Raw genomic sequence first — 25,682 nt, 5'->3', positions numbered from 1 at the left:
GAAGGCCCCACAGCCGAAAACGATACGCGACCCTAGGGGGCGATCATCCAGCTGTCGACACAAACGAGCCTTCCGTTAGCGTGCAACGGGGCTCTCACGAGCGTCGCAGGTTTTTGTCACGGCCTCGCGAATATCGGCATAACGACCACGGACGGCCAGATTCCTCGCAGCTTCGCAATCGCCGCTGGCGATCAAACGGTCGAGTTTGTCAGCCAGCTCGAAGCGCTGGTTGATGACCACCTGCCGCCAACGCTGGATTTGATCACGCCGCTCGTTTTCGACAATCAGGCGACTGTCGTTGTCTTCGAAACGCGCGAGGCCGCCGACTGCGTAGATGACCTGCGAATTCGAGGACGTCGGTGTGGCGGTTTGCTGCGCGCCGGAAACTGTCATCGCCAAGCCGAGAGCAATTGTAAGGATTGTCACCTCACGAAGTTCGTCAGCGATTTAGACACAGGTTGCAAACACGCGCCACCTCAAGGCGATGAAAATCAACTTCAGACAGTGCACACAACGGCTTCGGGCCGTACCAAACATGATCCGCAAACGAAAAAGCCCGCCGAGGCGAACCTTGGCGGGCTTACGATTTCGATCCGGCGGCGATGCCCTTAGTGGGCGACGCCCTTCCAGATGCGGCGGTAGGCGACATAGGTGATGCCGGCGAAAAGCAGCAGATAAATCATCACGCCCAGACCGGCCTGCTTGCGCTCGACCATCTTCGGCTCGGACGTCCAGGCGATGAAGGCCGCGACGTCCTTGGCGTATTGATCGACCGTCTGGGGCGAGCCGTCGTCATAGGTCACCTGACCGTTTTGAAGCGGCGGCGGCATGGCGATGAAGCCGCCGGGCGGAACGTCCTTGTGGTCGCCTGTCCAGAACGGCGTCAGGTCGCCGGCCATATAGGGGTTGTAATGCTGACCCTCGCGGATCTGCAGGCCGGCCGGCGCGGCCTTGTAGCCCGACAGCAGAGAATAGATGTAGTTGGCGCCGTCGTGACGGGCCTTGGCCATGACCGATAGGTCCGGCGGCGCAGCGCCACCGTTGCCCGCCGCCGCCGCCGTAGCGTTCGGATAGGGGGCGCGGAACTTGTCGGCGGGCGTGGCGTCACGCTGGATCGCCTCGCCGGTCTCGCTGTCGATGTCGCCGACCTGATTTTCCTTGGCCAGAGCCTTCACGACGGGATTGTCGTTCGGGTTCGGGTACTTCGGATTCCAGAACGGCCCATGACGGTCGCCCAGGTTCCGATAGTGCATCAGGTTCATGCTGTGACAGGCGGCGCAGACCTCGTGATAGACCTTATAGCCGCGTTGCAGCTGGCCCTGGTCATAGGTGCCGAACGGCCCTTCGAAGCTGAACCCGCCCGAGCGCGGATGGGCCGCAGCGCCCGCCGCCATAGCGGGAGCGGCGGCGCTCAACAGACCCAGCGCAATCGCGGCCGAGGTGATGATCGTCTTGAACGACACGGTCTTCATTCCAATCGTCATGATTTTCAGACCTTGTGCTCGACGGCGCCGGCGCCGGTCAGGACCGGCTCGGAGATCGTCGCCGGGATCGGCAGCGGCTGCTCCTTCAACCCGACCAACGGCATGATGATCAGGAAGAAGACGAAGTAATAGAGGGTGAAGACCCGCGTCAGCCAAAGGTAGGAGTTCAGGTCGCCGTCGATCAGGGTGAAGGTCTTGAACGACCCGATCACCGGCGCGTCAGGCAGCTGACCACCGCACCAGCCCAGGCCCACGCCCACCACCAGGAAGATGATGAAGAAGGTCCGCATCGTCGGGCGATAGCGCATCGAGCGCACCTTGGACGTATCCAGCCAGGGCAAGACGAACAGCACGCCGATGGCGCTGAACATCGCTACCACGCCGCCGAACTTGTCCGGGATGGCGCGCAGGATCGCGTAGAAGGGCAGCATGTACCACTCGGGTACGATGTGCGCCGGCGTCTGCAGCGGGTTGGCCGGGATATAGTTGTCGGCGTGGCCCAGCGCGTTCGGCTGATAGAAGACGAAAATGGCGAACAGGATCAGGAACAGGATGATCGCAAAGCCGTCCTTGACCGTGAAATACGGGTGGAAGGGCAGCGTGTCCTTCTTCTCCCGATCCTTCGGGATCAGGATGCCGACCGGGTTGTTCTGACCGGCCGAGTGCAGCGCCCAAAGGTGCAGCACGACGCAGCCCAGGATGGCGAACGGCAGCAGATAGTGCAGCGAGAAGAAGCGGTTCAGCGTCGCATTGTCGATCGCCGGGCCGCCGCGCAGCCAGATCAGGATCGGCTCACCCAGCACCGGAATGGCGCCGATCAGGTTGGTGATGACCTCAGCGCCCCAGAACGACATCTGGCCCCACGGCAGGACGTAGCCCAGGAAGGCGGTGGCGATCATCAGGAAGAAGATCACGCAGCCGATGATCCAGATCATCTCGCGCGGCGCCTTGTACGAGCCGTAGTAAAGGCCGCGCAGCATGTGCAGGTAGACGGCGATGAAGAACATCGACGCGCCGTTGGCGTGGACGTAGCGGATGAGCCAACCGCCGTTGACGTCGCGCATGATGCGCTCGACCGAGGCGAAGGCCAGATCGACGTTAGGCGTATAGTGCATGGCCAGGACGATGCCGGTGACGATCTGCGTCATCAGGCACAGGGCCAGGATGCCGCCGAAGGTCCACCAGTAGTTCAGGTTCCGCGGCGTCGGCAGGGACATGTAGTCCGCGCCGAAACGGATGATCGGCAGCCGGGTGTCCAGCCACTTCTCGACGCCCGTCTTCGGGACGTAGGTGCTCTCGTGATCGCTCATGATTCCCCCTTGGTCCTCAGCCGATCTTGACGCGGGTGTCGGACAGATAATCGTATTCCGGCACCACCAGGTTCAGAGGCGCCGGCCCCTTACGAATGCGGCCGGAGGCGTCGTAGTGCGAGCCGTGGCAGGGGCAGAACCAGCCGCCGTAATCGCCCGCGCCGAAGGTCGGCACGCAACCCAGGTGCGTGCACGAACCGATGACGACCAGATATTTCTCGTGACCCGGCTTGGTGCGCTCGGCGTCGGTCTGGGGCTGCTTCAGGTCCGGGGCGTTATCGTCCGCGATCACCTTCTGCAGCTCTGCCGGGGTGCGGTAACGCACGAACACCGGCTTGCCCTGCCATTTGATGACGACCTGCTGGCCTTCCTGAACCTTGGTCAGGTCGAACTCGATCGACGCCAGCGCCAGCGTATCGGCCGCCGGATTCATCTGGTTGATCAGCGGCCAGGCGATCATGGCGCCCGCACCGACCGCTGCGGCGCCCGCCGCGATATAGATAAAGTCCCGACGATTGGGATCACCGCCCTCAGGGCTGTGACCGTCTTCCGTATGCACGACCGATTCGGCCACGTTTCCACCTCTCGAACGCCGCAGAAGACCCCCAAGGGCGTCCCCAGCCACGGCACGAACCAACAAAAGACGCCGGGAATCCCCGACGGCCCGTGACTTGCGCCGGTTTGGACGCAAGCTGCTGACGTTTCTTGCGAAACGCTCGCAAACAGACCGCGACAAACCCCCTCGCCGCGCGTATGTCAGGCCTTAGAATGCGTCTCGCCCTTTTTCAACCGGACATTCCTCAGAACGTCGGAGCCTGCATCCGATTGTCAGCCTGTTTCGGCGTCGATCTGCATGTGATCGAGCCGACGGGCTTCCGTTTCGACGACCGCGCCATGAAGCGCGCGGCCCTCGACTACGGCCCCCTGTCGCACATGACCCGCTACGCCGACTGGGAGGCCTTCCAGGCGGATCGTCCGGCCGGGCGGCTGGTGCTGCTTACGACCAAGGGCGCCACGCCCCTGCCCGACTTCGTCTTCCAGCCCGACGACGTGCTTCTGTTCGGCAAGGAGAGCGCGGGCGCCCCCGACTATGTCCACGCCGCCGCCGACGCCCGTGTCGTCGTGCCGCTGCGCCCCCAGGCCCGCTCGCTGAACCTGTCCGTCACCGCCGGCATCGCCCTGTGGGAAGGCCTGCGCCAGACGGGCGGGATCGGGTGAGCGGCGTTTACCTCGTCTGCTAAGGCCCCCACAATCCTGCATTGATAGGCAGACATCTCGAAGATTAGACGAGGATGCAGATCATGATGGACACGGCTCCGACCCTGGTGGCGATCATCGTCTTTCTCGTGATCGTCGGCGGCTGGGAACTCAGTCGCAAGCGAGGCAAGCGACGTGCAGCACGTCGTTCAGCCATCGCCAAATTCAGGCCTGGCGTCAAAATCGCCATGCGGCCGCAAGTCGCGACGAGCCAACTCGACACGGTGATGGGCGCTGCTTTCCAGGCTCGACCTCTGATGTCCCGCGCAGAGGCCTCGGTCTTCTATGCCGCCGAACGGGCCATGAAGCGGCTCGACATCAAGGGGCGAGTGATGGCGCAGGTTTGCCTTGGCGAAATTCTGCGATCACCTGACGACGACGCCTTTCGCGCCATCAACAGCAAGCGCGTCGATATCTTAGTCATATCCAACAGCGGCTGGCCCTTGGCGGCCATCGAATAGCGAGGCGAGGGTCACTATCAGGGCACGGCCTACGCCCGGGACGCCGTAAAGAAGGCTGCGCTCCAACGCGCTGGCGTCGCCTATCTCGAAGTGACGCCCCAACATAGCGCCGACGATATCGAACGCGACCTCGCCCGCGTCATGCAGGCGCACATGGCTCCCGCTTAAGACTCCAGCCGCGCCATCGACGGGCGTTCGCCGGACTTTGACGCCGCGACGGCCTCGACCGACCGCATGACCCGCAGCAGGTTCTCGCCGGCGATCTTGCGGATGTCCGCCTCGGTCCAGCCGGCCTGCATCAGGGCTGCGAGAATGCGCGGATAGGCGTCCACCCCGCCCATGCCTTCGGGCAGGCTGCCGATGCCGTCGAAGTCGGCGCCCAGCCCCACATGGTCGATGCCCGCCACCTCGCGCACATGCTGGATATGCGCCACGACGTCGGCCAGGGTCGCCTGAGGCGTCGGATTGGCGGTTGTCCAGGCCGTCAGCCCGGCCTCCACCGCGCCGGGATCGCCGGGGTTCAGGGTCTTGAGCCGGGCCTCCTCGCCGGCCTTGGCGCCGTTCCACGCCCGCACCGCCTCGGACACGAAGCCCGGCGCAAGATTGATCATCACGATCCCGCCGTCCTGGGGCATTATCCGCAGCACCCGATCCGGCACATTGCGGGGATGATCCGTCACCGCCCGCGCCGACGAATGTGAAAAGATCACCGGCGCATCCGAGACCCGCATGGAGTCCAACATCGTCTCCTCGGACACGTGGCTCAGGTCCACCATCATGCCCAGCCGGTTCATCTCCTTGACCACCTCCTCGCCGAACGGGCTCAAGCCGCCCCACTTCGGCGCGTCCGTCGCGCTGTCTGCCCAGGTCGTGGTCTTTGAGTGGGTCAGGGTCATGTAGCGGGCGCCGGCCCGATAGAATTCGCGCAACAGGGCCAGCGAATCGTTGATCGAATAACCGCCCTCCATCCCGATCAGGCTGGCGATCCGACCAGACGCGAACACGGCGTCCACCTCGTCGGCGGTCTCGGCCACGCCAAAGGTCTCGGGATGGGCGGCGATGATCCGCTTGGCCGTGTCGATCTGTTCGAAGGTCTCTTCGACCGCCTCGCGCGGCGTCAGGCTGGCAGGCACATAGACCGACCAGAACTGACCGCCGACGCCGCCGGCCCGCAATCTTGCGATGTCGGTGTGCAGCTTGGTGGACGCCGCCAGATTCTTGGTCAGATCAACGGCGTAGACATCGTTTCCATATTGCTGTCGCAGCGCCCATGGCAGGTCGTTGTGCCCGTCGATCAGCGGCGTCGTCTTCAGGATGCCCAGCACCCGCGCCTCGTCTGCATCCTGAGCCTGGGCCGCTCCCGCCAAGGCAAGGGCGGCGACAGTGACGAAGAGAAAACGACGGATCATGGGCGGGCTTCCTGAAAACGGCAGGCGGCCATTAGCGCCTGCGATTCCTTCTATGACAACCTGTCCGGATGACGCCGACGCCGCGACGTGGTTCAAGCGCGCCATGAGCGACGCCGTCTTCTCCGATCCGCTCGACCTGAAGAAGGTCGAGACCCGCGCCTGGTTCGAACATCTGCGCGACCGCATCCATGCCGCCTTCGAAGCGCTGGAGGATGCCGCCCCCGCCGACCTGTTCCCCGGCGAGCCCGGTCGCTTCGTCCGCACCCCATGGGAACGGCCCGAGGGCGGCGGCGGCGTCATGGGCATGATGCACGGCCGCCTGTTCGAAAAGGTCGGCGTCCACGTCTCGACGGTGCATGGCGCCTTTCCCGCGGACTACGCCAAGAATGTGCCCGGCGCCGACGTCGATCCCCGATTCTTCGCCACGGGGATCAGCCTGATCTGCCACCCGGTCAGCCCGCGCGTGCCGGCGGTGCATATGAACACCCGCTTCATCGCCACGACCAAGAGCTGGTTCGGCGGCGGCGGCGACCTGACGCCCGTGCTGATGGCGGATCGTCGTCAGGATCACCCCGACACCGTCGCCTTCCACGCGGCCATGCAGGCCGCCTGCGACGCCCATGACCCGACCTGGCACGCCAAATACAAGGCCTGGTGCGACGAGTATTTCTATCTGCCCCACCGCAAGGAGCCGCGCGGCACCGGCGGCGTCTTCTACGATCATCACGACAGCGGCGACTATGACCGAGACTTCGCCTTCACCCGCGACATCGGCCTGGCCTTCCTGGACGTCTATCCCCGCATCGTCGCCGGCCGCATGGCCGAGCCCTGGACGGCCGAGGAGAGCGAGGAACAGCTGATCCGCCGGGGCCGCTATGTCGAGTTCAACCTGCTCTACGACCGCGGCACCATGTTCGGACTGAAGATGGGCGGCAACGTCGACTCGATCCTGTCGTCCATGCCGCCGGTGGTGAAGTGGCCCTAGCCCATCGCCTCGACAAACACGTCGCCGGCCCGGCTGCGATACCGTTCGCGGTGTCGTAACAGGCGGAATGGCCGCTCGGGCAGGGTGAAGGGCGCCGTCACCAGCCGCCCGGCCGCCACCGACGCATAGGCCACGCTTTCCGACAGGGCCGTGGCTCCCGCCCCCGCCTCGGCCGCCGCCAGTACGGCTTCGTTCGACGGCAGGGTCATCGATACCGACAGGGTCGCGGGATCGACCCCCATGTCCCGCACCGCTGCCTCCAGCGTCGATCGTGTGCCGGATCCGACTTCGCGCAACACCCACGGCTGGCCCGCCAGATCCTTCGCCTCCAGCCGACGTCGCGTCGCCCATGGATGGTCCGGCGTCACCAGCACGGCCAGCCGATCCGACCCCACCTGAACCTGCGACAGGGCCGGCTCGTCCACGGCCCCCTCGACCAGGCCGATCTCGGCAGCGCCGCTCAACACGGCCTGCGCCGCCTCGCGCGTGTTTCCGATCTCGACGGCGAGTTCGACGCCGGGATAGGCCGTGTGGAAATCCACCAGCCGGCGCGGCAGCCAGTAGCTGGCGATGGTCTGGCTCGCGAACACCGCCAGACGCCCGCGCCGCAGAGCGCTCATGTCCGCCAGCGCCGCCTCGGCCGCCGCCGCTCGCGCCAGCACTGCCTTGGCCTCGGGCAGGAAGGCGCGGCCGGTCTCGTTCAGCACCACGCCCCGACCAACCCGATCGAACAGCCGCACGTCATGCTCGGCTTCCAGAGCTGCCAGAGCATTCGACACCGCCGACTGTGTCAGGTTCAGCGCTCTTGCCGCCGCCGTCACGTGGTCACGCTCAGCCACGGCGACGAAGATGCGCAGGCGTTCCAAGGTCACGATTGATCTCCAAATCGGATTGAAACGACCATAACTATACGTTGGACCGCCGTCGAGGGCAGGCGCATCAGGCTTGACGATGAAGTCCGCCGCCCTGCCCGCCCCCTTCCACGCGCCCACTTTGGCGTCGGTGACGGCGTTCGGGCGCACGATCCGGCCGGGCGTCATGCTGTGCCTGCTGGTGACTCTGGCCGCCATCGGTCTGACCAGCATCGAGCGCGACGTGATCGGCCATGTCTGGCTGGAGCCGCTGGTGCTAGCCATCCTGCTGGGCGCCGCCGTTCGCACCGCCTGGACGCCCGATGCGCGGTTCAAGGCCGGGATCGACTTCTCGGCCAAGATGCTGCTTGAGGTCGCGGTGGTGTTGCTCGGCGCCTCGGTCAGCGCCGCCACCCTGTCGTCGTTGGGGGCCGGCTTCGTCCTGGGCATCTTCGCCCTGGTCGCGCTCGCCATCATCGTCGGTTTCGGCGTCGGTCGCGCCTTGGGCCTGAACCCGCGCATGGCCCTGTTGGTCGCCTGCGGGAACGCCATTTGCGGCAACTCCGCCATCGCCGCCGTTGCGCCCGTTATTGACGCGGATGGAGAAGAGGTCGCCGCCTCCATCGCCTTCACCGCCGTGCTGGGCGTGATCGTTGTCCTGGCGCTGCCCTTGCTGGGCGGGCTGATCCATTTGAACGGTCTGCAATACGGCGCCCTGGCCGGCCTGACCGTCTATGCCGTGCCGCAGGTCCTGGCCGCCGCCGCACCGTTCGGCGCAGTCGCCACCCAGACCGGCACGGTGGTCAAGCTGGTGCGGGTGCTGATGCTGGGGCCGGTCATCCTCGCGCTTTCGCTGATCTTCCGCGACCGCGCGCCGACGGCGGCCAAGCCTGGCCTGCACCGCCTGCTGCCGTGGTTCATCGTCGGCTTCCTCGTAATGATCGCCCTGCGCTCGTTTGATCTGATCCCGCAGATCGCCCTCGCCCCCATGGCCGCCGCCTCAGGCCTGCTGACCATCGTCGCAATGGCCGCTCTGGGCCTGCAGACCGACATTCGCGCTGTCGCCCGCGCCGGCGGCCGCGTCGTCGCCGCCGTCATCCTCTCGCTAGGCGCCCTGGTCGTGCTGGCGCTGGCGCTGATACGGCTGCTGGGTCTCTAGATCCCGCTGCCGTCATCCTCGACCGGCGGCGGGGTAAGCAGCAGGAAGGCGCGGATCCAGGCGGTCAGCACGGCCCGGTCGTTGGGCCGCTTCAGACTGTCGATCGCCTGATCCGCCACATCATGCGGGATGCGCGCCCCGCGCCGTCCCTCGATCAGGGCCGCCGCATAGTCAGGCTGAAACTCCGGGTGGCACTGAAACGAGATCGCATCGTCGCCCCAGGCCAGGCCGGCGTAGGGCGTGAAGCCGCTGGACGCGATCACCCGCGCATCATCCGAAACCGCGACGACCTGATCCTGGTGCGACACGGGAATGGCGATCGTCCGCGCACGCGGATGCATCCACGGCGCATCCTCGCGCACGTCATAGCGGTGCAGCCCCACGCCCCAGCCCTTGGGCGATTTCTCGACCACCCCGCCGAACGCATGGGCCAGCGCCTGATGCCCAAAACAAATGCCGACCAGCCGCGTCCGCCCTCGCGCCGCCCTCAGCCAATCGATCAGCTGCGGGATCCACGGCAGGTCGTCATAGACCCCCGCCGCCGACCCCGTGACGATGGCCCCCTGGAAGACCGACGGATCCTCGGGCAGTTGCCCCGACTGCACGTCGAACCGCGTCGTCGGCACGCCCTCGCCCAGCAGGGCCCGAAACCGCGCTGGATAGTCGTCGAAATCGTCCTTCAGATGCTCCGGCGGGTGTCCGGTTTCCAGAATGGCGATGCGCGTCATGCGATCAACCTAGTGACTGCGGTCAGAAGGTCCAGACCTCGGCCCGTCCGCCCGCTTCGCCGAGCGCCCCCGCGATCCAGCCGCAGATCTCGGTCGCGGCCGCTTCCGCGCCCGCCGGCGGATTGACCACCACCATGGCGCAGCCGTTCATCTTCATCGGATTGGTCAGCGGCCTCAGCCGCGCCTCGGCGACCAGGGTCGGCCCCGCCTTGCCCTGCAGCCGCCGGATGAAGCCGTCGAAGGTCTCCAGATCCTTCAGCGGCGTCCAGATGGCCACCGTCGCCGTCGGATCGCGCTTCACCACCGAAATCGCGGTCTCGGCCGAGCGGATATAGTCGTCGGGCTTTTCGAAAGGCGGGTCGATCAGCACCAGCGGCCCGCTTACCTTCGCCGCCTCCGCCGCCACCGCCGCATAGCCGTCGCCCTCGCGCGCCTCGGCGTTCGCGCGCCCCGTCAGCGCCTCGGCCAGCATGGCCCGCACCGGCGGGTTCAGCTCGAACCCGACATACCGACCGCCAGGCGTCAGCGCGTCCGCGATCAGCAACGGCGACCCCGGATAGAACCGCGACCCGCCCTCAGGATTCAGCGCCGCGACCTCGGCCGCCAACGCATCCATCAGCGGCGTCCGCCCGTCGGCGGACATCAGCCGCGCCACGCCGGCCTCGGCCTCCTTCGACCGCGCGCCATCCCCCGTCAGATCATACAGCCCCGCCCCCGCATGGGTGTCGAACACCGTCAGCGGCCCCGACGCCTGCCGCGCCTTCACCAGCCACAGCACCAGGGCGTGCTTGACCAGGTCGGCGAAGTTTCCGGCGTGAAAGCTGTGGCGATAGTTCATGCCGCCTCGTCCCGCGCCCGGCCCGCGCGGTCAAGCGGAACTCGCGCGCCAGACACGGCGTTCGGCCTAAGTCCTTGTACGGAAAGATGCGATGGCCGCCAAAACCACCCTCACCGACGCGCAACGCAAGCCGCCCAAGGGCGTCGCGACCCAGGCCAAGCGGGGTCTCGACCTGCGCGACAAGCACGACCGGGGCGGCACCGAGGTCGGCGTACGCCGCGCCCACCAGTTGGCGGATCAGAAGCCCGTCTCGGACAAGGACATCAAGGACATCTACAGCTATTTCGCCCGCCACACCGTCGACAAGGACGGCAAGGGTTGGGGCAGCCGCACCGATCCTTCGGCCGGCTATATCGCCTGGCTGCTGTGGGGCGGCGATCCGGCCGAGCGCTGGATCAAACGGCTGCATGACCGCCTTGAAAAGGCGAACGGCTGATGGCCGACGGATCGCACGCCTTCGACATCGCCGCCGAAGTCCCCGAAGGCCTCAGCTATTGCAGCGACGAGTTCGCGGGCCTGACGCGCCGCCGCGCCGGCAAGGGCTGGTCGTATCGCGACGCCAAGGGCAAGACCGTGACGGACGCCAAGACCCTGGCCCGCATCCGCGCCCTGGCCATTCCGCCCGCCTGGACCGACGTCTGGATCTGTCCCAAGGCCAACGGCCATATCCAGGCCACCGGCCGGGACGTGAAGGGCCGCAAACAATATCGCTATCACAACGACTGGAGCACGGCCCGCTCCGAGAACAAGTTCGACAAGCTGCCGGCCTTCTCGCGCAACCTGCCGAAACTGCGCGAGAAGGTCGAACACGACCTGACTCTTCGCGGCGTCTGTCGCGACAAGGTGCTGGCCACCGCCGTGCGCCTGCTGGAGATCACCCTGATCCGGGTCGGCAACTCCATCTACGCCAAACAGAACCGCAGCTACGGCCTGACGACCCTGCACAAGCGCCACATCGATGTGGACGGCGCGGCCCTGACGTTCGAGTTTCGCGGCAAGAGCGGCAAGGACCACAGCGTCAGCGTCAAAGACCGGCGCCTGGCCAAGGTCGTGCGGCAGCTGGAAGGCCTGCCCGGCCAGCAACTGTTCAAATACCGCGCGGCCGACGGGACGCTGTGCCCGGTCGATTCCGACGACGTGAACGCCTACATCCGAGAGGCGATGGGCGAGCAGTTCTCGGCCAAGGACTTCCGCACCTGGGCCGGCACAGTGTCGGCGGCGCGGGCGCTGCGCGACACCGAGGCCCCGACCTCGCCCACCGACGCCAAGCGAAAGATCACCGTCTGCGTCAAGGCGGTCTCAGGCCTCTTGGGCAACACCCCCACCGTCTGCCGCGCGTCTTATGTCCACCCCAAGGTCTTCGCCCTGTTCGAAAGCGGCGAAATCGGCAAGGCCTTGCCGGGGTCGGAGACCAAAGGGTTCGAAAAGGCGCTGATCAAACAGCTGCTGGCTGTCTGATCAGCGGTCCTCGTCTCTTAGGCGACCTTGTCCCAGTCCAGCACGACCTTGCCTGACTGGCCCGACTTCATGGCTTCGAAGCCTTCGCGGTAGTCGGCGTAGCCGAGGCGGTGAGTGATCAGCGGGCTGAGGTCCAGGCCGGCTTTCAGCAGGCCCAGCATCTTGCGCCAGGTGGTGAACATCTCGCGGCCATAGACGCCCTTGATGGTCAGGGCCTTCAGAATGATCGCGCCCCAGTCCGTCTCCATCGGCTTGCCGGGAATGCCCAGCAGCGCCATGCCGCCGCCCATGATCAGGGTGTCGACGCACTGTTTGAAGGCGATGGGCGAACCCGACATCTCCAGCGCGACGTCGAAGCCGACCTTCAGGCCTAACTCCTTCATGACGTCGTGAATGTCTTCCTTGGTCGTGTTCAAGGTTCGCACGCCCGGCGCCACCTTCTGCGCCAGCTCCAACCGGAAGTCGTTGATGTCGGTCAGGACCACAGTTCGCGCGCCCGCGTGACGCGCCACGGCCGCGGCCATCATGCCGATGGGTCCTGCGCCGGTGACCAGCACATCCTCGCCCAGCAGGTCGAACTGCTGCGCCGTGTGAACCGCATTCCCGAACGGATCCAGGATCGAGCCGATCTCATAGGGGACGTCATCCGGCAGTTCGATCACGTTGAAGGCCGGCGCCACGACGAACTCGGCGAAGGCGCCCTGGCGGTTCACGCCAATGCCGCGCGTCTTGGGGTCCAGGTGGAAATGTCCGGCGCGGGCCGCTTCGGAGTTCAGGTCGATGACGTGGCCCTCGGCCGAGACGCGTTGACCGATCTTCAGCGGGCGGTCGACATCCTTGCCGATGGCGACGATCTCGCCGGCGAATTCGTGGCCGGTGATCATCGGCGTCGGCACGTTCTTCTGGGACCACTCGTCCCAGTTCCAGATGTGGATGTCGGTGCCGCAGACCGCCGTGCGATGCACACGGATCAGCACATCCTCCGGTCCCGCCTCGGGGATCGGCGCGTCGATCAGTTCCAGGCCGACGCCGGGCGCGGTTTTGGCCAGGGCCTTCATCGTGTCGGTCATAGTCTCAACTCCCTGAAATCACGGCTCCGGGTTCATCCCGAAACCCGCGGCTGAGGCCCCACGCCTACTCGCCGCCTGGTCTTCGTTGATGGCGCGCGAGAAGGGCTAAATGACGCCCAGTTCCCGTCCCGCCTGGGTGAACACTTCAACCGTCCGGTCGATCTGATCGAAGCTATGCGCCGCCGACATCTGTGTGCGGATGCGAGCCTGGCCGCGCGGAACCACCGGGAAGCTGAACCCGATCACATAGACGCCCAGCTCCAGCGCCCGCGCCGCGAAATCCTGCGCCAGCTTGGCGTCGCCCAGCATGACCGGGATGATCGGATGCTCGCCGTCCAGCAGGGTGAAGCCTGCGTCCGACATGGCCCCGCGATAGCGATGGGCGTTGGCCGACAGGCGGGTGCGCAACGCATCGCCCTCGGCACCTTGCGCGATGCGGATGGCTTCCAGGCTGGATCCACAGACCGCCGGCGCCAGGGCGTTGGAGAACAGATAGGGCCGCGCCCGCTGTTTCAGCAGTTCGACCACAGACTTCTTCGCGCAGATGAAGCCGCCCATGGCGCCGCCCAGGGCCTTGCCGAAGGTGCCGGTGACGAAATCGACTTCGACCCCGTGGTGGGCGAAGGAGCCCTTGCCCTGCGGACCCAGGAAGCCCGTCGCGTGGCAGTCGTCCACCATGATCAGGGCGTCGTATTTGTCGGCCAGCGCTCGGATCTGATCCAGTTTGGCGATATAGCCGTCCATCGAGAAGGCGCCGTCGGTGGCGATGATGATGTCGCGGGCGCCGGCGGCTCGGGCTTCCTTCAGCCGGCTTTCCAACTCGTCCATGTCGGAGTTGGCGAACCGATAGCGTTTGGCCTTGCACAGCCGCACGCCGTCAATGATTGACGCATGGTTAAGGCTGTCGGAGACGATGGCGTCGTTCTCGCCCAGCAGGGGTTCGAACAGGCCGCCGTTGGCGTCGAAGGCGGCGGCGAACAGGATGGCGTCCTCGAAGCCGAGATAGCCTGCGATGGCGGCCTCAAGCTCCTTGTGGATCTCCAGGGTGCCGCAGATGAAGCGGACCGAGGCGGTGCCCGCGCCCCACTTCTGCTGCGCCGCGATCCCGGCCTGGGTGACGCGTTCGTCGCCGGCCAGACCGAGGTAGTTGTTGGCGCAGAAGTTCAGCACGTCGCGTCCGGCGACCTGGATCACAGGCCCTTGGCGCGAGGCGATGATGCGTTCGGGCTTGGTGAGGCCCTGGGCGTCGATCTCGGACAGTTCGCCGGCGACGCGGTCGTAGAAGCTCTGGGTCATGGGCCGCGACCTACGCCGATTTTCAATCAGTTTCCACCCGCCTCAGGTCGCCGGCGCCGGGTTGGCCTCGGCCCGGATCGGACTGACGCGGATGCGACCGCCGCAGGGGCTGAACGAGAACGGTAGGCTGACGGCGGCCGTATCGCTGGGCGCCGTGACCTTTATCGTCGCCGCGTCGGGACACGTCTTTTGCATGGCTTCATTGGGCACGACGCTCCAGGCCATTTCGAAATAGGCCTTGGCCCGGGGCGCCAGTTGGACCGGCGTCGGAGCCTGGCCTTGGCGGAAATAACTTCCAGGGCTCTGTTCGGCGCGAATGGACGACAGGGTGCGTCCCCGCGCGTCCTGCAAGGTCACTGTCGGATAGCCGGTCAGGCTGCAGGCCTGGGTTCCGATATTCTGCAGACTGAAGTTGCTGACCCGATTTCCCGCGCCCGCATCGCCATCGCCCGCCGCCAGCGTCAGTTGCGGCCCCTTGCAGGGCAGCGCAGCGGGCAAGACCCCGCCGGCCGCCTCGGTCGGCGTCTGACTTGGCGTCGGCAACGGTCCAGGCGTCACGTCAGCCCCGGGGATCGGCCGCGAGCAACGCTCCAGCACCGCGACACCGGTTGTGCCGTCCGGACCCAGTCGGCTCAGCGTGCCGCTCTCCTGCCCATCGCGGGTCGCCGTCCACCATTCCACGCCGCCGCCGACATAGCGCGCGCCGCTGGCGGCCTGCACCGAACGCATCGCATAGGTTTGATTCTGATGGGTCAGCTTGGCATTGTCGCTGTCGACATACTGGACCTGAAGCGTCGCACCGCTTTCGCAGGCATAGCCGACCGAGGGCGCATCTGATGCAGGGGCGGCCGCCGGCTCGACCGGCGCGGCGGGCTGTTCCGGCTCGGTGCGAGAGCAGGCTGCGGCGGCGGTCAGAGCCGCGATGGCGACAAATGCGGTCAGGCGGTGCGACATCATGTCATGTCCTCTGGTTTCGGCTTCAACGGCCCAACCTGACCAAAGGCTCCGCTTAATGCCCCGCTTTTGGCGTCTCCATCAGCTCGATCAACACGCCGCCCATGTCGCGCGGATGCAGAAAGACGACCGGCGTCCCATGCGCCCCGATACGCGGCTCGCCAGTCCCCAGGATCGTCACCCCCTTGGCGCGCATCTCGGCGACGGCGGCGTGAATGTCGGCGACCTCGAAACAGACGTGATGCTGTCCACCCTTTGGATTCTTGGCCAGGAAGCCGACGATGGGGCTGGTCTCGTCATAGGGTTCGATCAGCTCGATCTGAGCCGTCGGCGTATCCACAAAACACACCTTCACCCCCTGCGCCGGCAGGTCGAACGGCTCGCCGATCTTCGTCGCGCCCAGGATGTCGCGATACAGTTTGATCGAGTCGGCGATGGACGGCGTGGCGACGCCGACGTGGTTCAGGGCGCCGATCATGACTTGTCCTTGTCAGGAGCGGGCTGGGCGTAACCCAGACGCTGGTTGAGCTTCTCGATCAGGTCGACCGCCGTATCAGCGATGGCCGAACCGGGCGGATAGACGGCGGCCGCGCCCATATCCAGCAGGGGTTGGACGTCGGACGGCGGGATCACCCCCCCGACCACGATCATGATGTCGGGCCGGCCCAGTTTCTCCAACTCGGCCTTCAGCTCCGGCACCAGGGTCAGGTGCCCTGCCGCCAGCGATGATGCGCCGACCGCGTGAACGCCCTTCTCGACCGCTTCCTGAGCGGCCTCGGACGGCGTCTGGAACAGGCTGCCGGCTGTGACGTCGAAGCCCAGATCGCCGTATCCGGTCGCGACGACCTTCTGGCCCCGGTCGTGCCCGTCCTGGCCCAGCTTCGCGATCAGAATGCGCGGTGGGCCGCCGTCGTTTTCGACGAAGGTCGCAACCATCTCGCGGGCGCGGGCGAAGCGGGCGTCGGTCCCCGCCTCCTTGGCGTATACGCCCGACACGGTCTGGACCGTCGCCACGTGGCGGCCGAAGGCGGCCTCCAGCGCGTCGGAGATTTCGCCCACCGTCGCCTTGGCGCGGGCCGCCTGAACCGCCAGTTCCAGCAGGTTGGCATTCCCGCGCGCGCCCTCGGTCAGGGCGTTCAGCGCCGCATCGGTCGCCGCCTGATCTCGCTCGGCGCGCAGGCGCTTCAATTTGTCAATCTGGGCCGCCAGCACCGCCGCATTGTCGACTTTCAGCATCGGAATGTCGTCGACGACAGGGTTCAGATATTTGTTCACCCCGACCACCGTTTGCTGGCCAGTGTCGATCCGGGCCTGGGTCTTGGCGGCGGACTCTTCGATCCGCAGCTTGGGGATGCCGGCTTCGATCGCCTTGGCCATGCCGCCCAGGGCCTCGACCTCGGCCATATGGGCGCGCGCCCGTTCGGCCAGTTCGTGGGTCAGCCGTTCGACATAGAAACTGCCGCCCCAGGGGTCGATGACCCGCGTCAGCCCCGTCTCCTGCTGCAGCAGGATCTGGGTGTTGCGCGCGATCCGGGCCGAGAAATCGGTTGGAAGCGCAAGGGCCTCGTCCAAGGCGTTGGTGTGCAGGCTCTGCGTCTGGCCGCCCGCCGCCGCCATGGCCTCGACCATGGTGCGCGGCACATTGTTGAACACGTCCTGCGCCGCCAGCGACCAGCCCGATGTCTGGCAGTGGGCGCGTAAGGACAGCGACTTGGGATCGACCCCGCCTTCCTTGCGCACCGCCTCGGCCCACAGCAGGCGGCCGGCCCGCATCTTGGCCACCTCCATGAAGTAGTTCATGCCGATGGCCCAGAAGAAGCTCAGGCGCGGCGCGAACCGGTCGATCGGCATGCCCGCCGCGACGCCCGCCCGCAGATATTCGATCCCGTCCGCCAGCGTATAGGCCAGCTCGATATCCGCCGAGGCTCCCGCCTCCTGCATGTGATAGCCGCTGATCGAGATCGAGTTGAACTTCGGCGTCTCCTGCGCCGTCCAGGCGAAGATGTCCGCGATGATCCGCATCGAGGGCTCGGGCGGATAGATGTAGGTGTTGCGGACCATGAACTCCTTCAGAATGTCGTTCTGAATGGTCCCGGTCAGCTTGGCGTGCGGCACGCCCTGTTCTTCCGCCGCGACGACATAGAGGGCCAGGATCGGCAGCACCGCCCCGTTCATCGTCATCGAGACCGACATCTGGTCCAGCGGGATCCCGTCGAACAGGGTCCGCATGTCATAGATGCTGTCGATGGCCACGCCCGCCATGCCGACGTCGCCCTTCACCCGCGGGTGGTCGCTGTCATAGCCCCGGTGCGTCGCCAGGTCGAAGGCGATGCTCAGCCCCTTTTGACCGGCCGCCAGATTGCGGCGGTAGAAGGCGTTGGACTCCTCGGCGGTCGAGAAGCCGGCGTATTGCCGGATGGTCCACGGATTGCCCGCATACATGGTCGGATACGGACCGCGCACGAACGGCGCGAACCCCGGCAGGCCATGCGGATGATCCAGCGCGTCCGTGCTGTCGGAACCATAGGCGGTCTTGACCGTCAGCCCCTCGGGCGTCAGCCAAGGATCGCGCGTCGGCCCCTGCCCCGTCGCATCGAGGTTCAGGGCGATCTTGCTGAAGTCGGGGAAATTCATTGAGCCGCCTCCTCGAAGGCTGCGGCAAACCGGATCGGCCTTAGTGGCTCGCAGGCTCGTTCGACCGCCACGGCCGCCTCATCGCCCGCCTCGACCGGCGCTGGCCGCACGTCCGCGTCCACATATTTGGTCACGCCGATGATCTGCGCCGCGCCGTTCGTCAGCGCGGCCTCGCGGACCGCGCGGGCGCGGGCGATACGCGGCTGGATGACCGAGCCCTTCAGGGCCTCGACCAAACCACCCTCGGCCTCGATCATCTGGAACTCGGCCCAGCCGGCCTCGGCCAGATCGCGCGTGCGGGCGTCCAGATACCAGGAGCCTGCGGCCGGATCGTCGACCCGGCCCAGATTGGCCTCTTCCATCAGCACCAGTTGGGTGTTCCTCGCCTGACGCCGGGCGAAGGCGTCCGACGTTCCGGAGGCGCGGGTGAAGCCGTCCAGCACCACCACGTCCGCCCCCCCGACCGCGCCGGCGAAGCCGGCCGCCGTCAGCCGCAGCAGATTGGGCCAGGGATCGCGCGCCGACAGCATCCGCCGCGACGAGCGCGCTTCGATAACCGCCGGAACATCCACGTCGGACGCCTTCGTCAGGCTGGCCCAGATCAGCCGCATGGCCCGAACCTTGGCCAGGCTGTCGAAATATTCCGCATCGACCGACAGACCGACGACCGTGCCGCGCAAAGCCGCCTCGACCGACATCCCGGCCTCCACCGCCGCCTTCGCATGGGCCACGACGCTGGACGCCGCAAAGGCCAGCTCCTGCGCCGCCGAACCGCCCGCCTCGTGTGCGACCCGGCCGCTGGCCATGAAAAAGGTCGCTTCGGGATAGGCCCCCGCATGGCGCGCCGCCGTATTGGCCGCCAGGCTCAGATGCTCTTCCACCGAACGCCGCGCGCCGCCCGCCTCGGCGAAGGCTGACACCGGGTCCATATGAAACCGCAGTTGGGCGCGCGGCGAGCCCTTGGCGACGACCGCCAGCGCATTGGCCGCATCCGGCCCGTCGATCCCTGCATCCAGCGCGACCGGCGCCAGCTCCAGCGCCACGCCTTCCAGCGCCCGGCTGAGCGGGGCGGAATCCGCCAGAACCCGCCCCTTCAGCACCACCGACGCCGCGCCGTTCTCCAGATCGGTCAGGACGGCGGCGTTGACCGCTTCGGCATCGTCGCCCTCCACCAGCGTCCGCAGATCCCAGGCCCGGCCTTCGGAGTCGGACGGACGCGGGGCGAAGATCGGCTGCACGCCCGTCGCGCCCGCATACAACGGCCGCGTCACAAGTTGATCGGCATCGAGATGCATCAGCGACTCGATCGGTCGATCCTTCAGCGCCTTCTGGGCCGCCTCGCGCCATTCCAGCGGCGTGGGCGCGGGAAAGCCCGTCATCAACCGAACTCCACCAGCACGTCGTCCGCCGCGACGGGATCGCCGTCCTTGGCACCGACGGCCTTCACCACCCCGTCGCGTTCGGCCTTCAGAATGTTCTGCATCTTCATGGCCTCGATGATGGCCACCGTCTCGCCGGTCTTGACCTCCTGGCCCACGACCACCGGGATCGAGACCACCAGACCCGGCATCGGCGACAGCACCATCTTGGAGGTGTCCGCCGCAACCTTCTCCGGCAGGCGCGCATACAGTTCGGCGACATGGGGCCGCAGCACCCGAACCCGCGCTTTGGCCGCGCGGTGGCGGATGTCGAAGCCGTCGGCGACGCGCTTGACCTCGGCGGTGAAGGGCTCGCCATCCAGATCGGCCTTGAACTGGGCCAGGCCGGGCCGCCAGTCGATGTCCGACAGTCGGATGTCGCCCCCGCCCGTCAGGGTCAGGATCATCTCCTCGTCCTCGTCATAGGACAGGCCGACGCCGTGCGGCGTCTTGTCGATCATCACGATCCAGTCGGTGCGGTCCGACGGGTCGCCGTCCTGTTCGGCGATGACCTCGTGCATGGCCAGGGCCGAGGCGATCAGGATGTGTTCCTGCTCCACCGTCGGGCGCAGGCCGTTAAAGCCGTCCGGGAATTCGTCCTTGATATAGCTGGTCGACAGATTGCCCGACTTGAACCGGTCCTGGTCCATCACCGCCGCCAGGAAGGGCACATTATGCCCCAGGCCCGACAGGTGGGTGTCCTCCAGCGCGCGGGCCATGCCCTCGACCGCCGCCTCGCGCGTCTCGCCCCAGGCGCACAGTTTGGCGATCATGGGGTCGTAGAACATGCTGATCTCGTCGCCCTCGCGGACGCCGGAATCGTTCCTGACCGTATAGTCCCTCTGATCGCCTTCCTCCGGCTGCTCATAGCGAACCAGCCGGCCGATGGACGGCAGGAAGCCCCGATACGGATCCTCGGCGTAGATCCGGCTCTCGATCGCCCAGCCGTCGATCTTCAGGTCCTTCTGTTCGAAGGCCAGTTCCTCGCCCCAGGCCGAACGGATCATCTGCTCGACCAGATCGACGCCCGTGATCAGCTCCGTCACCGGATGCTCGACCTGCAGCCGGGTGTTCATCTCCAGGAAGTAGAAGCTCTTGTCTTGCCCCGCGACGAACTCGACCGTACCGGCCGAGTCATAGTTGACGGCCTGGGCCAGGGCGACGGCCTGCGCCCCCATGGCGGCGCGGGTGGCCTCGTCCAGCAAGGGGCTCGGCGCCTCCTCTATGACCTTCTGGTTGCGGCGCTGGATCGAGCATTCGCGCTCGAACAGATGGACCACATGGCCGTGCTTGTCGCCCAGCACCTGAATCTCGATGTGGCGCGGATCGACGATGAACTTCTCCAGGAAGACCCGGTCGTCGCCGAACGCGTTCAGCGCCTCTGCCTTCACCGCCGCGAACCCCTCGGCCATGTCGGCGTCCGAGTGGGCCACGCGGATGCCCTTGCCGCCGCCGCCGGCCGAGGCTTTGATCATGATCGGATAGCCGATCTCGTTGGCGATCTTCACCGCCTCGTCCGGCGTCTCGATCAGCCCCATATGGCCCGGCACGGTCGAAACCCCCGCCTCGGCCGCCAGCTTCTTGGAGCTGATCTTGTCGCCCATGGCCTCGATGGCCTCGGGGTTTGGCCCGATGAAGGCGATCCCCTCGTCCCTCAGCCGCCGCGCAAACCCGGCGTTCTCGCTCAGGAACCCAAAGCCCGGATGCACGGCCTGCGCCCCCGTCTGGCGCACCGCCTCGACGATCTTGTCCGCCAGCAGATAGGACTGCGCCGCCGGCGCCGGCCCGATCAGCACCGCCTCGTCGGCCATCTCGACCGCCAACGACCCGGCGTCAGCCTCCGAATAGACCTGCACGGTTTTGATGCCCATGCGGCGGCAGGTCTTGATGATCCGAACCGCGATCTCGCCACGGTTGGCGATGAGAATTTTGGAGAACATGGGGCTTCCTACGGGCGTCAAACGCCCAGTTTGGGCGAAAGCGGAACAGCGTTTCCGCCGCTCCAAACATGATAAAGGCGGTCGGACCATAGAACCCAAACGTCGTTGAAGACGCTGCCAGCAACTTCGGTATCACCGAGAAGGTTTGCTTCGAGTTCGTCCGCCACCTCGTCGAAAACCATCAAATCGGTATTTAGATAGATGACTAGCCCGCACCCGTTGGTTCCGTAATTTCCAATCTTTTTGGCCTTCTTGTCTGCAGCATGGTGGAGTGCAGAGCGCGTCGATGAGACGTTGTCAGGTTGGTAGGTGCGCAGAACTTCTTCACCGGCGCTTTTGCGAACGCGATCTTCCCGATATTCGTCGTTACGACGTCGTCCAGGTTCGATCACCTCCGTGACTTCGTAAAACCTATCCACGGAGTCCGACATTTGGACCCCCAGGTCAGGACGATCATCAATCCATACGAGGTAGCGCCGATAGCAGAGGCGAACCGGGCGGAGACATGAGCTTCTCGTGCCCACGTCATAGTATTGTCGGTTACAAAGTAATCGCCCATGGCCTCACTGAGATCGCCCACCAACTTGGTTAGGGATTTCGGTGACTGCCGCTGCGCCAATCGAGTTTTCCACTCCTCTTTGGACAGCGCAGTATTTGAGACGGTCCCCATCACAGCGGAATATTGTCGTGCTTCTTCCAGGGGTTCTCCTGGACCTTGTTCTTCAGCGTCCGCAGGGCCTTCACCAGCCGCCGCCGCGTCCCGTGCGGCATGATGACGTCGTCGATATAGCCCAGGCCCGCCGCCACGAACGGATTGGCGAACCGGTCCTTGTACTCCGCCTCGCGCGCGGCCAGGGCCTCGGGATCGCCGGCCTCCTTGCGGAAGATGATCTCGACCGCGCCCTTGGCGCCCATGACCGCGATCTCGGCGGTGGGCCAGGCGTAGTTGACGTCGCCGCGCAGGTGTTTGGAGCTCATCACGTCATAGGCGCCGCCATAGGCCTTGCGCGTGATCAGGGTCAGTTTCGGCACCGTCGCCTCGGCATAGGCGAACAGCAGCTTGGCCCCGTGTTTGATCAGGGCGCCGTACTCCTGCTTGGTCCCCGGCATGAAGCCCGGCACGTCCACCAGCGTCACCAGCGGAATGTCGAAGGCGTCGCAGAAGCGCACGAACCGCGCGGCCTTGCGGCTTGAATCGATGTCCAGCACGCCCGCCAGCACCTGGGGCTGGTTGGCGACGATCCCGACCGTCTGGCCGTCCAGCCGGCCGAAGCCGCAGATGATGTTCCTGGCGAAGTCGGCCCCGATCTCGAAGAAGTCGGCCTCATCGACCACCTTCAGGATCAGCTCCTTCATGTCATAGGGCTGGTTCGGATTGGCCGGGATCAGGGTGTCCAGGCTCGGCTCGTCCCGCTCGGGCTCATCATAGCTCTCGCGCACCGGCGGCTTTTCGCGGTTCGACAGCGGCAGGAAGCCGATCAGGCGGCGCACCTCCGATAAAGCCTCCAGATCGTTCTCGAACGCCCCGTCCGCCACGCCGGACTTGCCGGCGTGGACGCGGGCGCCGCCCAGATCCTCGTGGCTGACCACCTCGTTGGTGACAGTCTTCACCACATCGGGGCCGGTCACATACATGTAGGACGTGTCCTTCACCATGAAGATGAAGTCGGTGATGGCCGGTGAATAGACATCGCCGCCCGCGCACGGCCCCATGATCACGCTGATCTGGGGAATGACGCCGCTGGCGAGCGTATTCTGCAGGAAGATGTCGGCGTAACCCGCCAGACTTTCCACGCCTTCCTGAATCCGCGCGCCGCCGGCGTCGAACAGGCCGATGATCGGCGCGCCGGTCGTCAGGGCCATCTTCTGCAACTTGACGATCTTGGCCGCATGGGCGCCCGACAGGCTGCCGCCGAAGACCGTGAAGTCCTTGGAGAAGACATAGACCAGCCGTCCGCCGATGGTGCCGCGCCCGGTCACCACCCCGTCGCCGGGGATGCGCTGGTCCTGCATGCCGAAGTCGTGGCTGCGGTGCTCCACGAACATGTCGGTCTCCTCGAAGGAGCCCTCGTCCAACAGCACGTCGATGCGTTCGCGCGCCGTCAGCTTGCCCTTGGCGTGCTGGGCGGCGATACGCTTTTCCCCACCGCCCAGTTTGGCGGCGGCGCGGCGGCGCTCCAGTTCTTCAAGGATGGCTTGAGTCATGATCGGTTTCGGCCTCTTGTTCGAACGGCAAGGCGTGGCGCCTTCATCGCAAAATGGCAAACGCAACTTTGCAAAAGGTGCGGAACTGCGCGGACTTGCAAAGGCGGCGACGATGAACTGCAAACTTGCGAATGGCTGAGAAGCTTTTCCTGGGCGCCAAACTGCGCAAGCTGCGCGAGGCGCGCGGCTGGACGCTGGAGGCCTGCGCCGAACGTCTGGGCCTGTCGCCCTCCTATCTGTCGCAGATCGAGACCAATCAGCGGCCGGCGACGGCGCGCGTCCTGATCGCCCTGACCCGCGCCTTCCATATCGACGCCAGCCTGTTCGATCTGGAGGGCGACGCCCGCCTGATCGCCGACCTGCGCGAGGCCACCACCGACATCGCCGGTCCGGTCAGCGGCGGGGCCGAACCCCCGACGGCGGCCGAGCTGAAACAGGTTGTCGCCAACACCCCGCGCCTGGCCCATCAGTTCCTGGCCCTGCACCAGGCCTTCCGCCAGCTGGACGAGCGGGTGAAGGCGCTGGACGACACCCTGGGCCGCGACGAGCTGGGCGCCCGCGTCGCACTGCTGCCCTATGAGGAGGTCCGCGACTTCTTCCATTACCGCGACAACTACGTCGACAGTCTGGACACGGCGGCCGAGGCCCTGGCCGCCGACATCCCGCAGGACGGCCCGATCGAACGGGCGCTGGAGACCCTGCTGGCCGACCGGCACGGCGTGCGGACGGTCTATGTCGCGGGGCAAGAGGCCCTGCGCCGCTATGATCCCGCCAGCCGGATCCTGAGCCTGGACGCCTGGCAGCCGGGGGCGACCCGGTCGTTCCAGCTGGCGCACCAGTTGGCCCTGCTGTCCTTCCGCGACCTGATCGAGACCGAGCTGGACCAGGCGGCCTTCCGCACCCAGGCCGCGCGCGACGTGGCCCGTGTCGGCCTGGCCAACTATGCGGCGGGCGCGCTGCTGTTGCCCTACCGCGCCTTCCTGGAGGCGGCGCGGGCCGAGAAGCACGACATCGACCGCCTGCGCACCCGGTTCCAGGTCAGTTTCGAACAGGTCTGCCACCGGCTCTCGACCCTGCAACGGCCCGGCTGGCGCGGCGTGCCCTTCTATTTCGCCCGAGTCGACATGGCCGGCAACATCACCAAACGCCACAGCGCCACCCGCTTCCAGTTCGCCCGCTTCGGCGGCGCCTGCCCCCTGTGGAACGTGCACGAAGCCTTCGCCACGCCCGACCGGATCGGGGTGCAACTGGCCGAAATGCCCGACGGCTCGCGCTACATCTCCATCGCCCGCAGCGTGTCCAAGCCCAGCGGCTCCTACCTCGCCAACGACCGCCGCTACGCCCTGTCCCTGGGGTGCGAGGTCGAGCACGCCGGGTCCCTGGTCTATGCCGCCGGTCTGGACCTGAACGGCCCCGCCGCCCGGATCGGCGTCAGCTGCCGCATCTGCGAGCGCACCGACTGCACCCAGCGCGCCTTCCCGCCCTTGGATCGCGCCCTGCACGTGCCCGAGAACGAGCGCGGCGTGGTGCCCTATGTGCTGGATGGACCGCGCTTCGACCGACCGTAGAGCCCTCAGGCCTCGCGCCGCGACAAGCCGTCGCCACGGACGCGCAGGACTTGACACCGGTTACCAGCCTCCTCTTCCTGATCGCACAAGCGCGCAAGGCGCGGGAGGAACGACCGATGAAGCACGCTCTTTTCGCCATCGCCGCAGCCGCCGTGCTGGGCGCCTGTTCACCCCCGCAAGAAGACAAGGCCGACGCCGCGCCGACGGCCCTGCCGCCCGGCCCTGAAACCCAGATCTCCGACGTGTCGCCTGCCGACCTGCCCCCCGCCCTGACGGCGCTTGTCCAGCAGACCGTGTCGGGCATGACCGTCGCCGAGGTCGAACGAAAGGAACGCGAGGGCCGCGTCTATTACGACGTCGAAGGCGCCCGGCCGGACGGGTCCGAGGTCGAACTGGACATCCAGCAGACCGGCGACCGGTTCGAGGTTGTGGAAATCCAACGCGACGTCGCCTTCGCCGACATGCCCCAGGCCGTCCAGGCCACCGCCCGCGCCGCGACCGGCGCCTTCGCCCCCGAACGCATCATCGAAAGCCGTCAGATGGACGGCAGCGTGATCTACGAACTGTTCGCCGTCGGCCAGCCGGCCGAGCCCGCCATGGAAGTCCGCGTCAGAGATGGTAAGGCGGAGGTCCTCACGGAACGCTGGCCGCATTGAC

At 66.4% G+C, this 25,682-nt stretch carries 25 protein-coding genes and 1 pseudogene; 9 read left to right on the top strand and 17 right to left on the bottom strand.

The window, feature by feature from the left end:
• Window positions 1-75 precede the first annotated feature (75 nt).
• The 4 genes from HNP47_RS00390 to petA form a co-directional block, all read right to left on the bottom strand.
• Complete coding sequence (locus HNP47_RS00390) at window positions 76-399, bottom strand: hypothetical protein (RefSeq protein ID WP_184277436.1); 324 nt, start codon at window positions 397-399, stop codon at window positions 76-78.
• 209 nt (window positions 400-608) lie between these two features.
• Window positions 609-1,484 carry a cytochrome c1 gene (locus HNP47_RS00385; protein ID WP_228763776.1) on the bottom strand — a complete coding sequence of 292 codons (876 nt, stop codon included), beginning with the start codon at window positions 1,482-1,484 and terminating at the stop codon, window positions 609-611.
• Between the two features lie 5 nt (window positions 1,485-1,489).
• Complete coding sequence (locus tag HNP47_RS00380) at window positions 1,490-2,794, bottom strand: cytochrome b N-terminal domain-containing protein (RefSeq protein ID WP_039245598.1); 1,305 nt, start codon at window positions 2,792-2,794, stop codon at window positions 1,490-1,492.
• 16 nt (window positions 2,795-2,810) lie between these two features.
• Complete coding sequence (gene petA / locus HNP47_RS00375; protein WP_039245599.1) at window positions 2,811-3,368, bottom strand: ubiquinol-cytochrome c reductase iron-sulfur subunit; 558 nt, start codon at window positions 3,366-3,368, stop codon at window positions 2,811-2,813.
• Between the two features lie 194 nt (window positions 3,369-3,562).
• Here petA and HNP47_RS00370 point away from each other — a divergent pair, with 194 nt between their 5' ends.
• On the top strand, window positions 3,563-4,012 hold the full coding sequence (locus HNP47_RS00370; RefSeq protein ID WP_184277434.1) for a tRNA (cytidine(34)-2'-O)-methyltransferase: 450 nt from the start codon (window positions 3,563-3,565) through the stop codon (window positions 4,010-4,012).
• Between the two features lie 74 nt (window positions 4,013-4,086).
• Window positions 4,087-4,680 (top strand): annotated as a pseudogene (locus HNP47_RS16480) (DUF2726 domain-containing protein).
• Here the strand turns inward: HNP47_RS16480 and HNP47_RS00355 are convergent.
• Window positions 4,677-5,921, bottom strand: a complete 1,245-nt coding sequence (locus HNP47_RS00355; RefSeq protein WP_184277430.1) for a dipeptidase — start codon at window positions 5,919-5,921, stop codon at window positions 4,677-4,679. The pseudogene HNP47_RS16480 and the gene HNP47_RS00355 sit on opposite strands and share 4 nt — an antisense overlap.
• Window positions 5,922-6,024: 103 nt before the next feature.
• Between HNP47_RS00355 and hemF the strand changes: the two genes are divergently transcribed.
• A complete protein-coding gene (hemF, locus tag HNP47_RS00350) occupies window positions 6,025-6,906 on the top strand; it encodes an oxygen-dependent coproporphyrinogen oxidase (protein ID WP_184279054.1) in 882 nt (293 codons plus the stop codon).
• Here the strand turns inward: hemF and HNP47_RS00345 are convergent.
• The gene (locus tag HNP47_RS00345; RefSeq protein ID WP_184277428.1) at window positions 6,903-7,778 is read right to left on the bottom strand and encodes a LysR family transcriptional regulator; all 876 of its coding nucleotides are present in this window, start codon (window positions 7,776-7,778) and stop codon (window positions 6,903-6,905) included. The two genes, hemF and HNP47_RS00345, sit on opposite strands and share 4 nt — an antisense overlap.
• Before the next feature lie 79 nt (window positions 7,779-7,857).
• Here HNP47_RS00345 and HNP47_RS00340 point away from each other — a divergent pair, with 79 nt between their 5' ends.
• Window positions 7,858-8,916, top strand: coding sequence for a YeiH family protein (locus HNP47_RS00340; RefSeq protein ID WP_184279053.1), 1,059 nt, complete (start codon window positions 7,858-7,860; stop codon window positions 8,914-8,916).
• On the opposite strand, the gene HNP47_RS00335 is transcribed toward HNP47_RS00340, so the two are convergent.
• Together HNP47_RS00335 and rlmJ are read right to left on the bottom strand one after the other, a co-directional pair.
• Window positions 8,913-9,644 carry a glutamine amidotransferase-related protein gene (locus HNP47_RS00335; protein ID WP_184277426.1) on the bottom strand — a complete coding sequence of 244 codons (732 nt, stop codon included), beginning with the start codon at window positions 9,642-9,644 and terminating at the stop codon, window positions 8,913-8,915. The two genes, HNP47_RS00340 and HNP47_RS00335, sit on opposite strands and share 4 nt — an antisense overlap.
• A gap of 22 nt (window positions 9,645-9,666) precedes the next feature.
• Complete coding sequence (rlmJ, locus tag HNP47_RS00330) at window positions 9,667-10,482, bottom strand: 23S rRNA (adenine(2030)-N(6))-methyltransferase RlmJ (RefSeq protein WP_184277424.1); 816 nt, start codon at window positions 10,480-10,482, stop codon at window positions 9,667-9,669.
• A 91-nt stretch (window positions 10,483-10,573) separates the two neighbouring features.
• Here rlmJ and HNP47_RS00325 point away from each other — a divergent pair, with 91 nt between their 5' ends.
• Together HNP47_RS00325 and HNP47_RS00320 are read left to right on the top strand one after the other, a co-directional pair.
• Window positions 10,574-10,918, top strand: coding sequence for a hypothetical protein (locus HNP47_RS00325; protein ID WP_066550731.1), 345 nt, complete (start codon window positions 10,574-10,576; stop codon window positions 10,916-10,918).
• Window positions 10,918-11,940: a DNA topoisomerase IB gene (locus tag HNP47_RS00320; RefSeq protein WP_184277422.1), complete on the top strand. Its 1,023-nt coding sequence runs from the start codon at window positions 10,918-10,920 to the stop codon at window positions 11,938-11,940. Before HNP47_RS00325 ends, HNP47_RS00320 begins: the two co-directional genes overlap by 1 nt.
• A gap of 17 nt (window positions 11,941-11,957) precedes the next feature.
• Here the strand turns inward: HNP47_RS00320 and tdh are convergent, their stop codons facing one another.
• The 9 genes from tdh to HNP47_RS00275 all read right to left on the bottom strand — a co-directional run bounded on the left by tdh (window position 11,958) and on the right by HNP47_RS00275 (window position 23,457).
• Entirely contained in the window at window positions 11,958-12,998 is a 1,041-nt protein-coding gene (tdh, locus tag HNP47_RS00315) for an L-threonine 3-dehydrogenase (RefSeq protein ID WP_409360144.1), read from the bottom strand.
• Between the two features lie 117 nt (window positions 12,999-13,115).
• On the bottom strand, window positions 13,116-14,306 hold the full coding sequence (locus tag HNP47_RS00310; RefSeq protein WP_184277418.1) for a glycine C-acetyltransferase: 1,191 nt from the start codon (window positions 14,304-14,306) through the stop codon (window positions 13,116-13,118).
• Window positions 14,307-14,348: 42 nt separating this feature from the next.
• Window positions 14,349-15,263 carry a DUF4232 domain-containing protein gene (locus HNP47_RS00305; RefSeq protein ID WP_184277416.1) on the bottom strand — a complete coding sequence of 305 codons (915 nt, stop codon included), beginning with the start codon at window positions 15,261-15,263 and terminating at the stop codon, window positions 14,349-14,351.
• A 52-nt stretch (window positions 15,264-15,315) separates the two neighbouring features.
• Window positions 15,316-15,738, bottom strand: a complete 423-nt coding sequence (gene mce, locus HNP47_RS00300) for a methylmalonyl-CoA epimerase (RefSeq protein ID WP_184277414.1) — start codon at window positions 15,736-15,738, stop codon at window positions 15,316-15,318.
• Entirely contained in the window at window positions 15,735-17,894 is a 2,160-nt protein-coding gene (scpA, locus tag HNP47_RS00295) for a methylmalonyl-CoA mutase (protein ID WP_184277412.1), read from the bottom strand. Before scpA ends, mce begins: the two co-directional genes overlap by 4 nt.
• On the bottom strand, window positions 17,891-19,273 hold the full coding sequence (locus HNP47_RS00290) for a methylmalonyl-CoA mutase family protein (RefSeq protein ID WP_184277410.1): 1,383 nt from the start codon (window positions 19,271-19,273) through the stop codon (window positions 17,891-17,893). The genes scpA and HNP47_RS00290 overlap by 4 nt, the downstream gene beginning before the upstream one ends.
• Window positions 19,273-21,252 (bottom strand): acetyl/propionyl/methylcrotonyl-CoA carboxylase subunit alpha, encoded by a 1,980-nt coding sequence (locus HNP47_RS00285; protein WP_184277408.1) that lies wholly within the window; start codon window positions 21,250-21,252, stop codon window positions 19,273-19,275. The genes HNP47_RS00290 and HNP47_RS00285 overlap by 1 nt, the downstream gene beginning before the upstream one ends.
• Before the next feature lie 17 nt (window positions 21,253-21,269).
• The gene (locus HNP47_RS00280) at window positions 21,270-21,683 is read right to left on the bottom strand and encodes a hypothetical protein (protein WP_184277406.1); all 414 of its coding nucleotides are present in this window, start codon (window positions 21,681-21,683) and stop codon (window positions 21,270-21,272) included.
• Between the two features lie 238 nt (window positions 21,684-21,921).
• Window positions 21,922-23,457 (bottom strand): acyl-CoA carboxylase subunit beta, encoded by a 1,536-nt coding sequence (locus HNP47_RS00275; RefSeq protein ID WP_137722102.1) that lies wholly within the window; start codon window positions 23,455-23,457, stop codon window positions 21,922-21,924.
• Here HNP47_RS00275 and HNP47_RS00270 point away from each other — a divergent pair.
• From HNP47_RS00270 to HNP47_RS00260, 3 genes are all read left to right on the top strand, one after another.
• Window positions 23,456-23,596, top strand: a complete 141-nt coding sequence (locus HNP47_RS00270) for a hypothetical protein (RefSeq protein WP_156355832.1) — start codon at window positions 23,456-23,458, stop codon at window positions 23,594-23,596. The genes HNP47_RS00275 and HNP47_RS00270 overlap by 2 nt on opposite strands.
• Entirely contained in the window at window positions 23,589-25,025 is a 1,437-nt protein-coding gene (locus tag HNP47_RS00265; protein ID WP_184277404.1) for a short-chain fatty acyl-CoA regulator family protein, read from the top strand. The genes HNP47_RS00270 and HNP47_RS00265 overlap by 8 nt, the downstream gene beginning before the upstream one ends.
• 116 nt (window positions 25,026-25,141) lie before the next feature.
• Entirely contained in the window at window positions 25,142-25,681 is a 540-nt protein-coding gene (locus HNP47_RS00260; RefSeq protein WP_260394558.1) for a hypothetical protein, read from the top strand.
• Window position 25,682: the final 1 nt, after the last annotated feature.

The organism is Brevundimonas vesicularis, assembly GCF_014204545.1.
GTDB classification, from domain to species: domain Bacteria; phylum Pseudomonadota; class Alphaproteobacteria; order Caulobacterales; family Caulobacteraceae; genus Brevundimonas; species Brevundimonas vesicularis_B.
This window is presented reverse-complemented; position numbering and strand designations above follow the sequence as displayed.

What these genes read in the sequence shown, in the direction of transcription:
- HNP47_RS00290 (WP_184277410.1), bottom strand. Translation starts at nt 19,273, where the DNA reads ATGACGGGCTTTCCCGCGCCCACGCCGCTGGAATGGCGCGAGGCGGCC.
- HNP47_RS00380 (WP_039245598.1), bottom strand. Translation starts at nt 2,794, where the DNA reads ATGAGCGATCACGAGAGCACCTACGTCCCGAAGACGGGCGTCGAGAAG.
- HNP47_RS00385 (WP_228763776.1), bottom strand. Translation starts at nt 1,484, where the DNA reads ATGACGATTGGAATGAAGACCGTGTCGTTCAAGACGATCATCACCTCG.
- hemF (WP_184279054.1), top strand. Translation starts at nt 6,025, where the DNA reads ATGAGCGACGCCGTCTTCTCCGATCCGCTCGACCTGAAGAAGGTCGAG.
- HNP47_RS00320 (WP_184277422.1), top strand. Translation starts at nt 10,918, where the DNA reads ATGGCCGACGGATCGCACGCCTTCGACATCGCCGCCGAAGTCCCCGAA.
- scpA (WP_184277412.1), bottom strand. Translation starts at nt 17,894, where the DNA reads ATGAATTTCCCCGACTTCAGCAAGATCGCCCTGAACCTCGATGCGACG.
- HNP47_RS00370 (WP_184277434.1), top strand. Translation starts at nt 3,563, where the DNA reads ATGCGTCTCGCCCTTTTTCAACCGGACATTCCTCAGAACGTCGGAGCC.
- HNP47_RS00305 (WP_184277416.1), bottom strand. Translation starts at nt 15,263, where the DNA reads ATGATGTCGCACCGCCTGACCGCATTTGTCGCCATCGCGGCTCTGACC.
- HNP47_RS00325 (WP_066550731.1), top strand. Translation starts at nt 10,574, where the DNA reads ATGGCCGCCAAAACCACCCTCACCGACGCGCAACGCAAGCCGCCCAAG.
- HNP47_RS00275 (WP_137722102.1), bottom strand. Translation starts at nt 23,457, where the DNA reads ATGACTCAAGCCATCCTTGAAGAACTGGAGCGCCGCCGCGCCGCCGCC.
- HNP47_RS00355 (WP_184277430.1), bottom strand. Translation starts at nt 5,921, where the DNA reads ATGATCCGTCGTTTTCTCTTCGTCACTGTCGCCGCCCTTGCCTTGGCG.
- HNP47_RS00285 (WP_184277408.1), bottom strand. Translation starts at nt 21,252, where the DNA reads ATGTTCTCCAAAATTCTCATCGCCAACCGTGGCGAGATCGCGGTTCGG.
- tdh (WP_409360144.1), bottom strand. Translation starts at nt 12,998, where the DNA reads ATGAAGGCCCTGGCCAAAACCGCGCCCGGCGTCGGCCTGGAACTGATC.
- HNP47_RS00340 (WP_184279053.1), top strand. Translation starts at nt 7,858, where the DNA reads ATGAAGTCCGCCGCCCTGCCCGCCCCCTTCCACGCGCCCACTTTGGCG.
- HNP47_RS00280 (WP_184277406.1), bottom strand. Translation starts at nt 21,683, where the DNA reads ATGTCGGACTCCGTGGATAGGTTTTACGAAGTCACGGAGGTGATCGAA.
- mce (WP_184277414.1), bottom strand. Translation starts at nt 15,738, where the DNA reads ATGATCGGCGCCCTGAACCACGTCGGCGTCGCCACGCCGTCCATCGCC.
- HNP47_RS00260 (WP_260394558.1), top strand. Translation starts at nt 25,142, where the DNA reads ATGAAGCACGCTCTTTTCGCCATCGCCGCAGCCGCCGTGCTGGGCGCC.
- HNP47_RS00270 (WP_156355832.1), top strand. Translation starts at nt 23,456, where the DNA reads ATGATCGGTTTCGGCCTCTTGTTCGAACGGCAAGGCGTGGCGCCTTCA.
- HNP47_RS00335 (WP_184277426.1), bottom strand. Translation starts at nt 9,644, where the DNA reads ATGACGCGCATCGCCATTCTGGAAACCGGACACCCGCCGGAGCATCTG.
- HNP47_RS00310 (WP_184277418.1), bottom strand. Translation starts at nt 14,306, where the DNA reads ATGACCCAGAGCTTCTACGACCGCGTCGCCGGCGAACTGTCCGAGATC.
- HNP47_RS00265 (WP_184277404.1), top strand. Translation starts at nt 23,589, where the DNA reads ATGGCTGAGAAGCTTTTCCTGGGCGCCAAACTGCGCAAGCTGCGCGAG.
- rlmJ (WP_184277424.1), bottom strand. Translation starts at nt 10,482, where the DNA reads ATGAACTATCGCCACAGCTTTCACGCCGGAAACTTCGCCGACCTGGTC.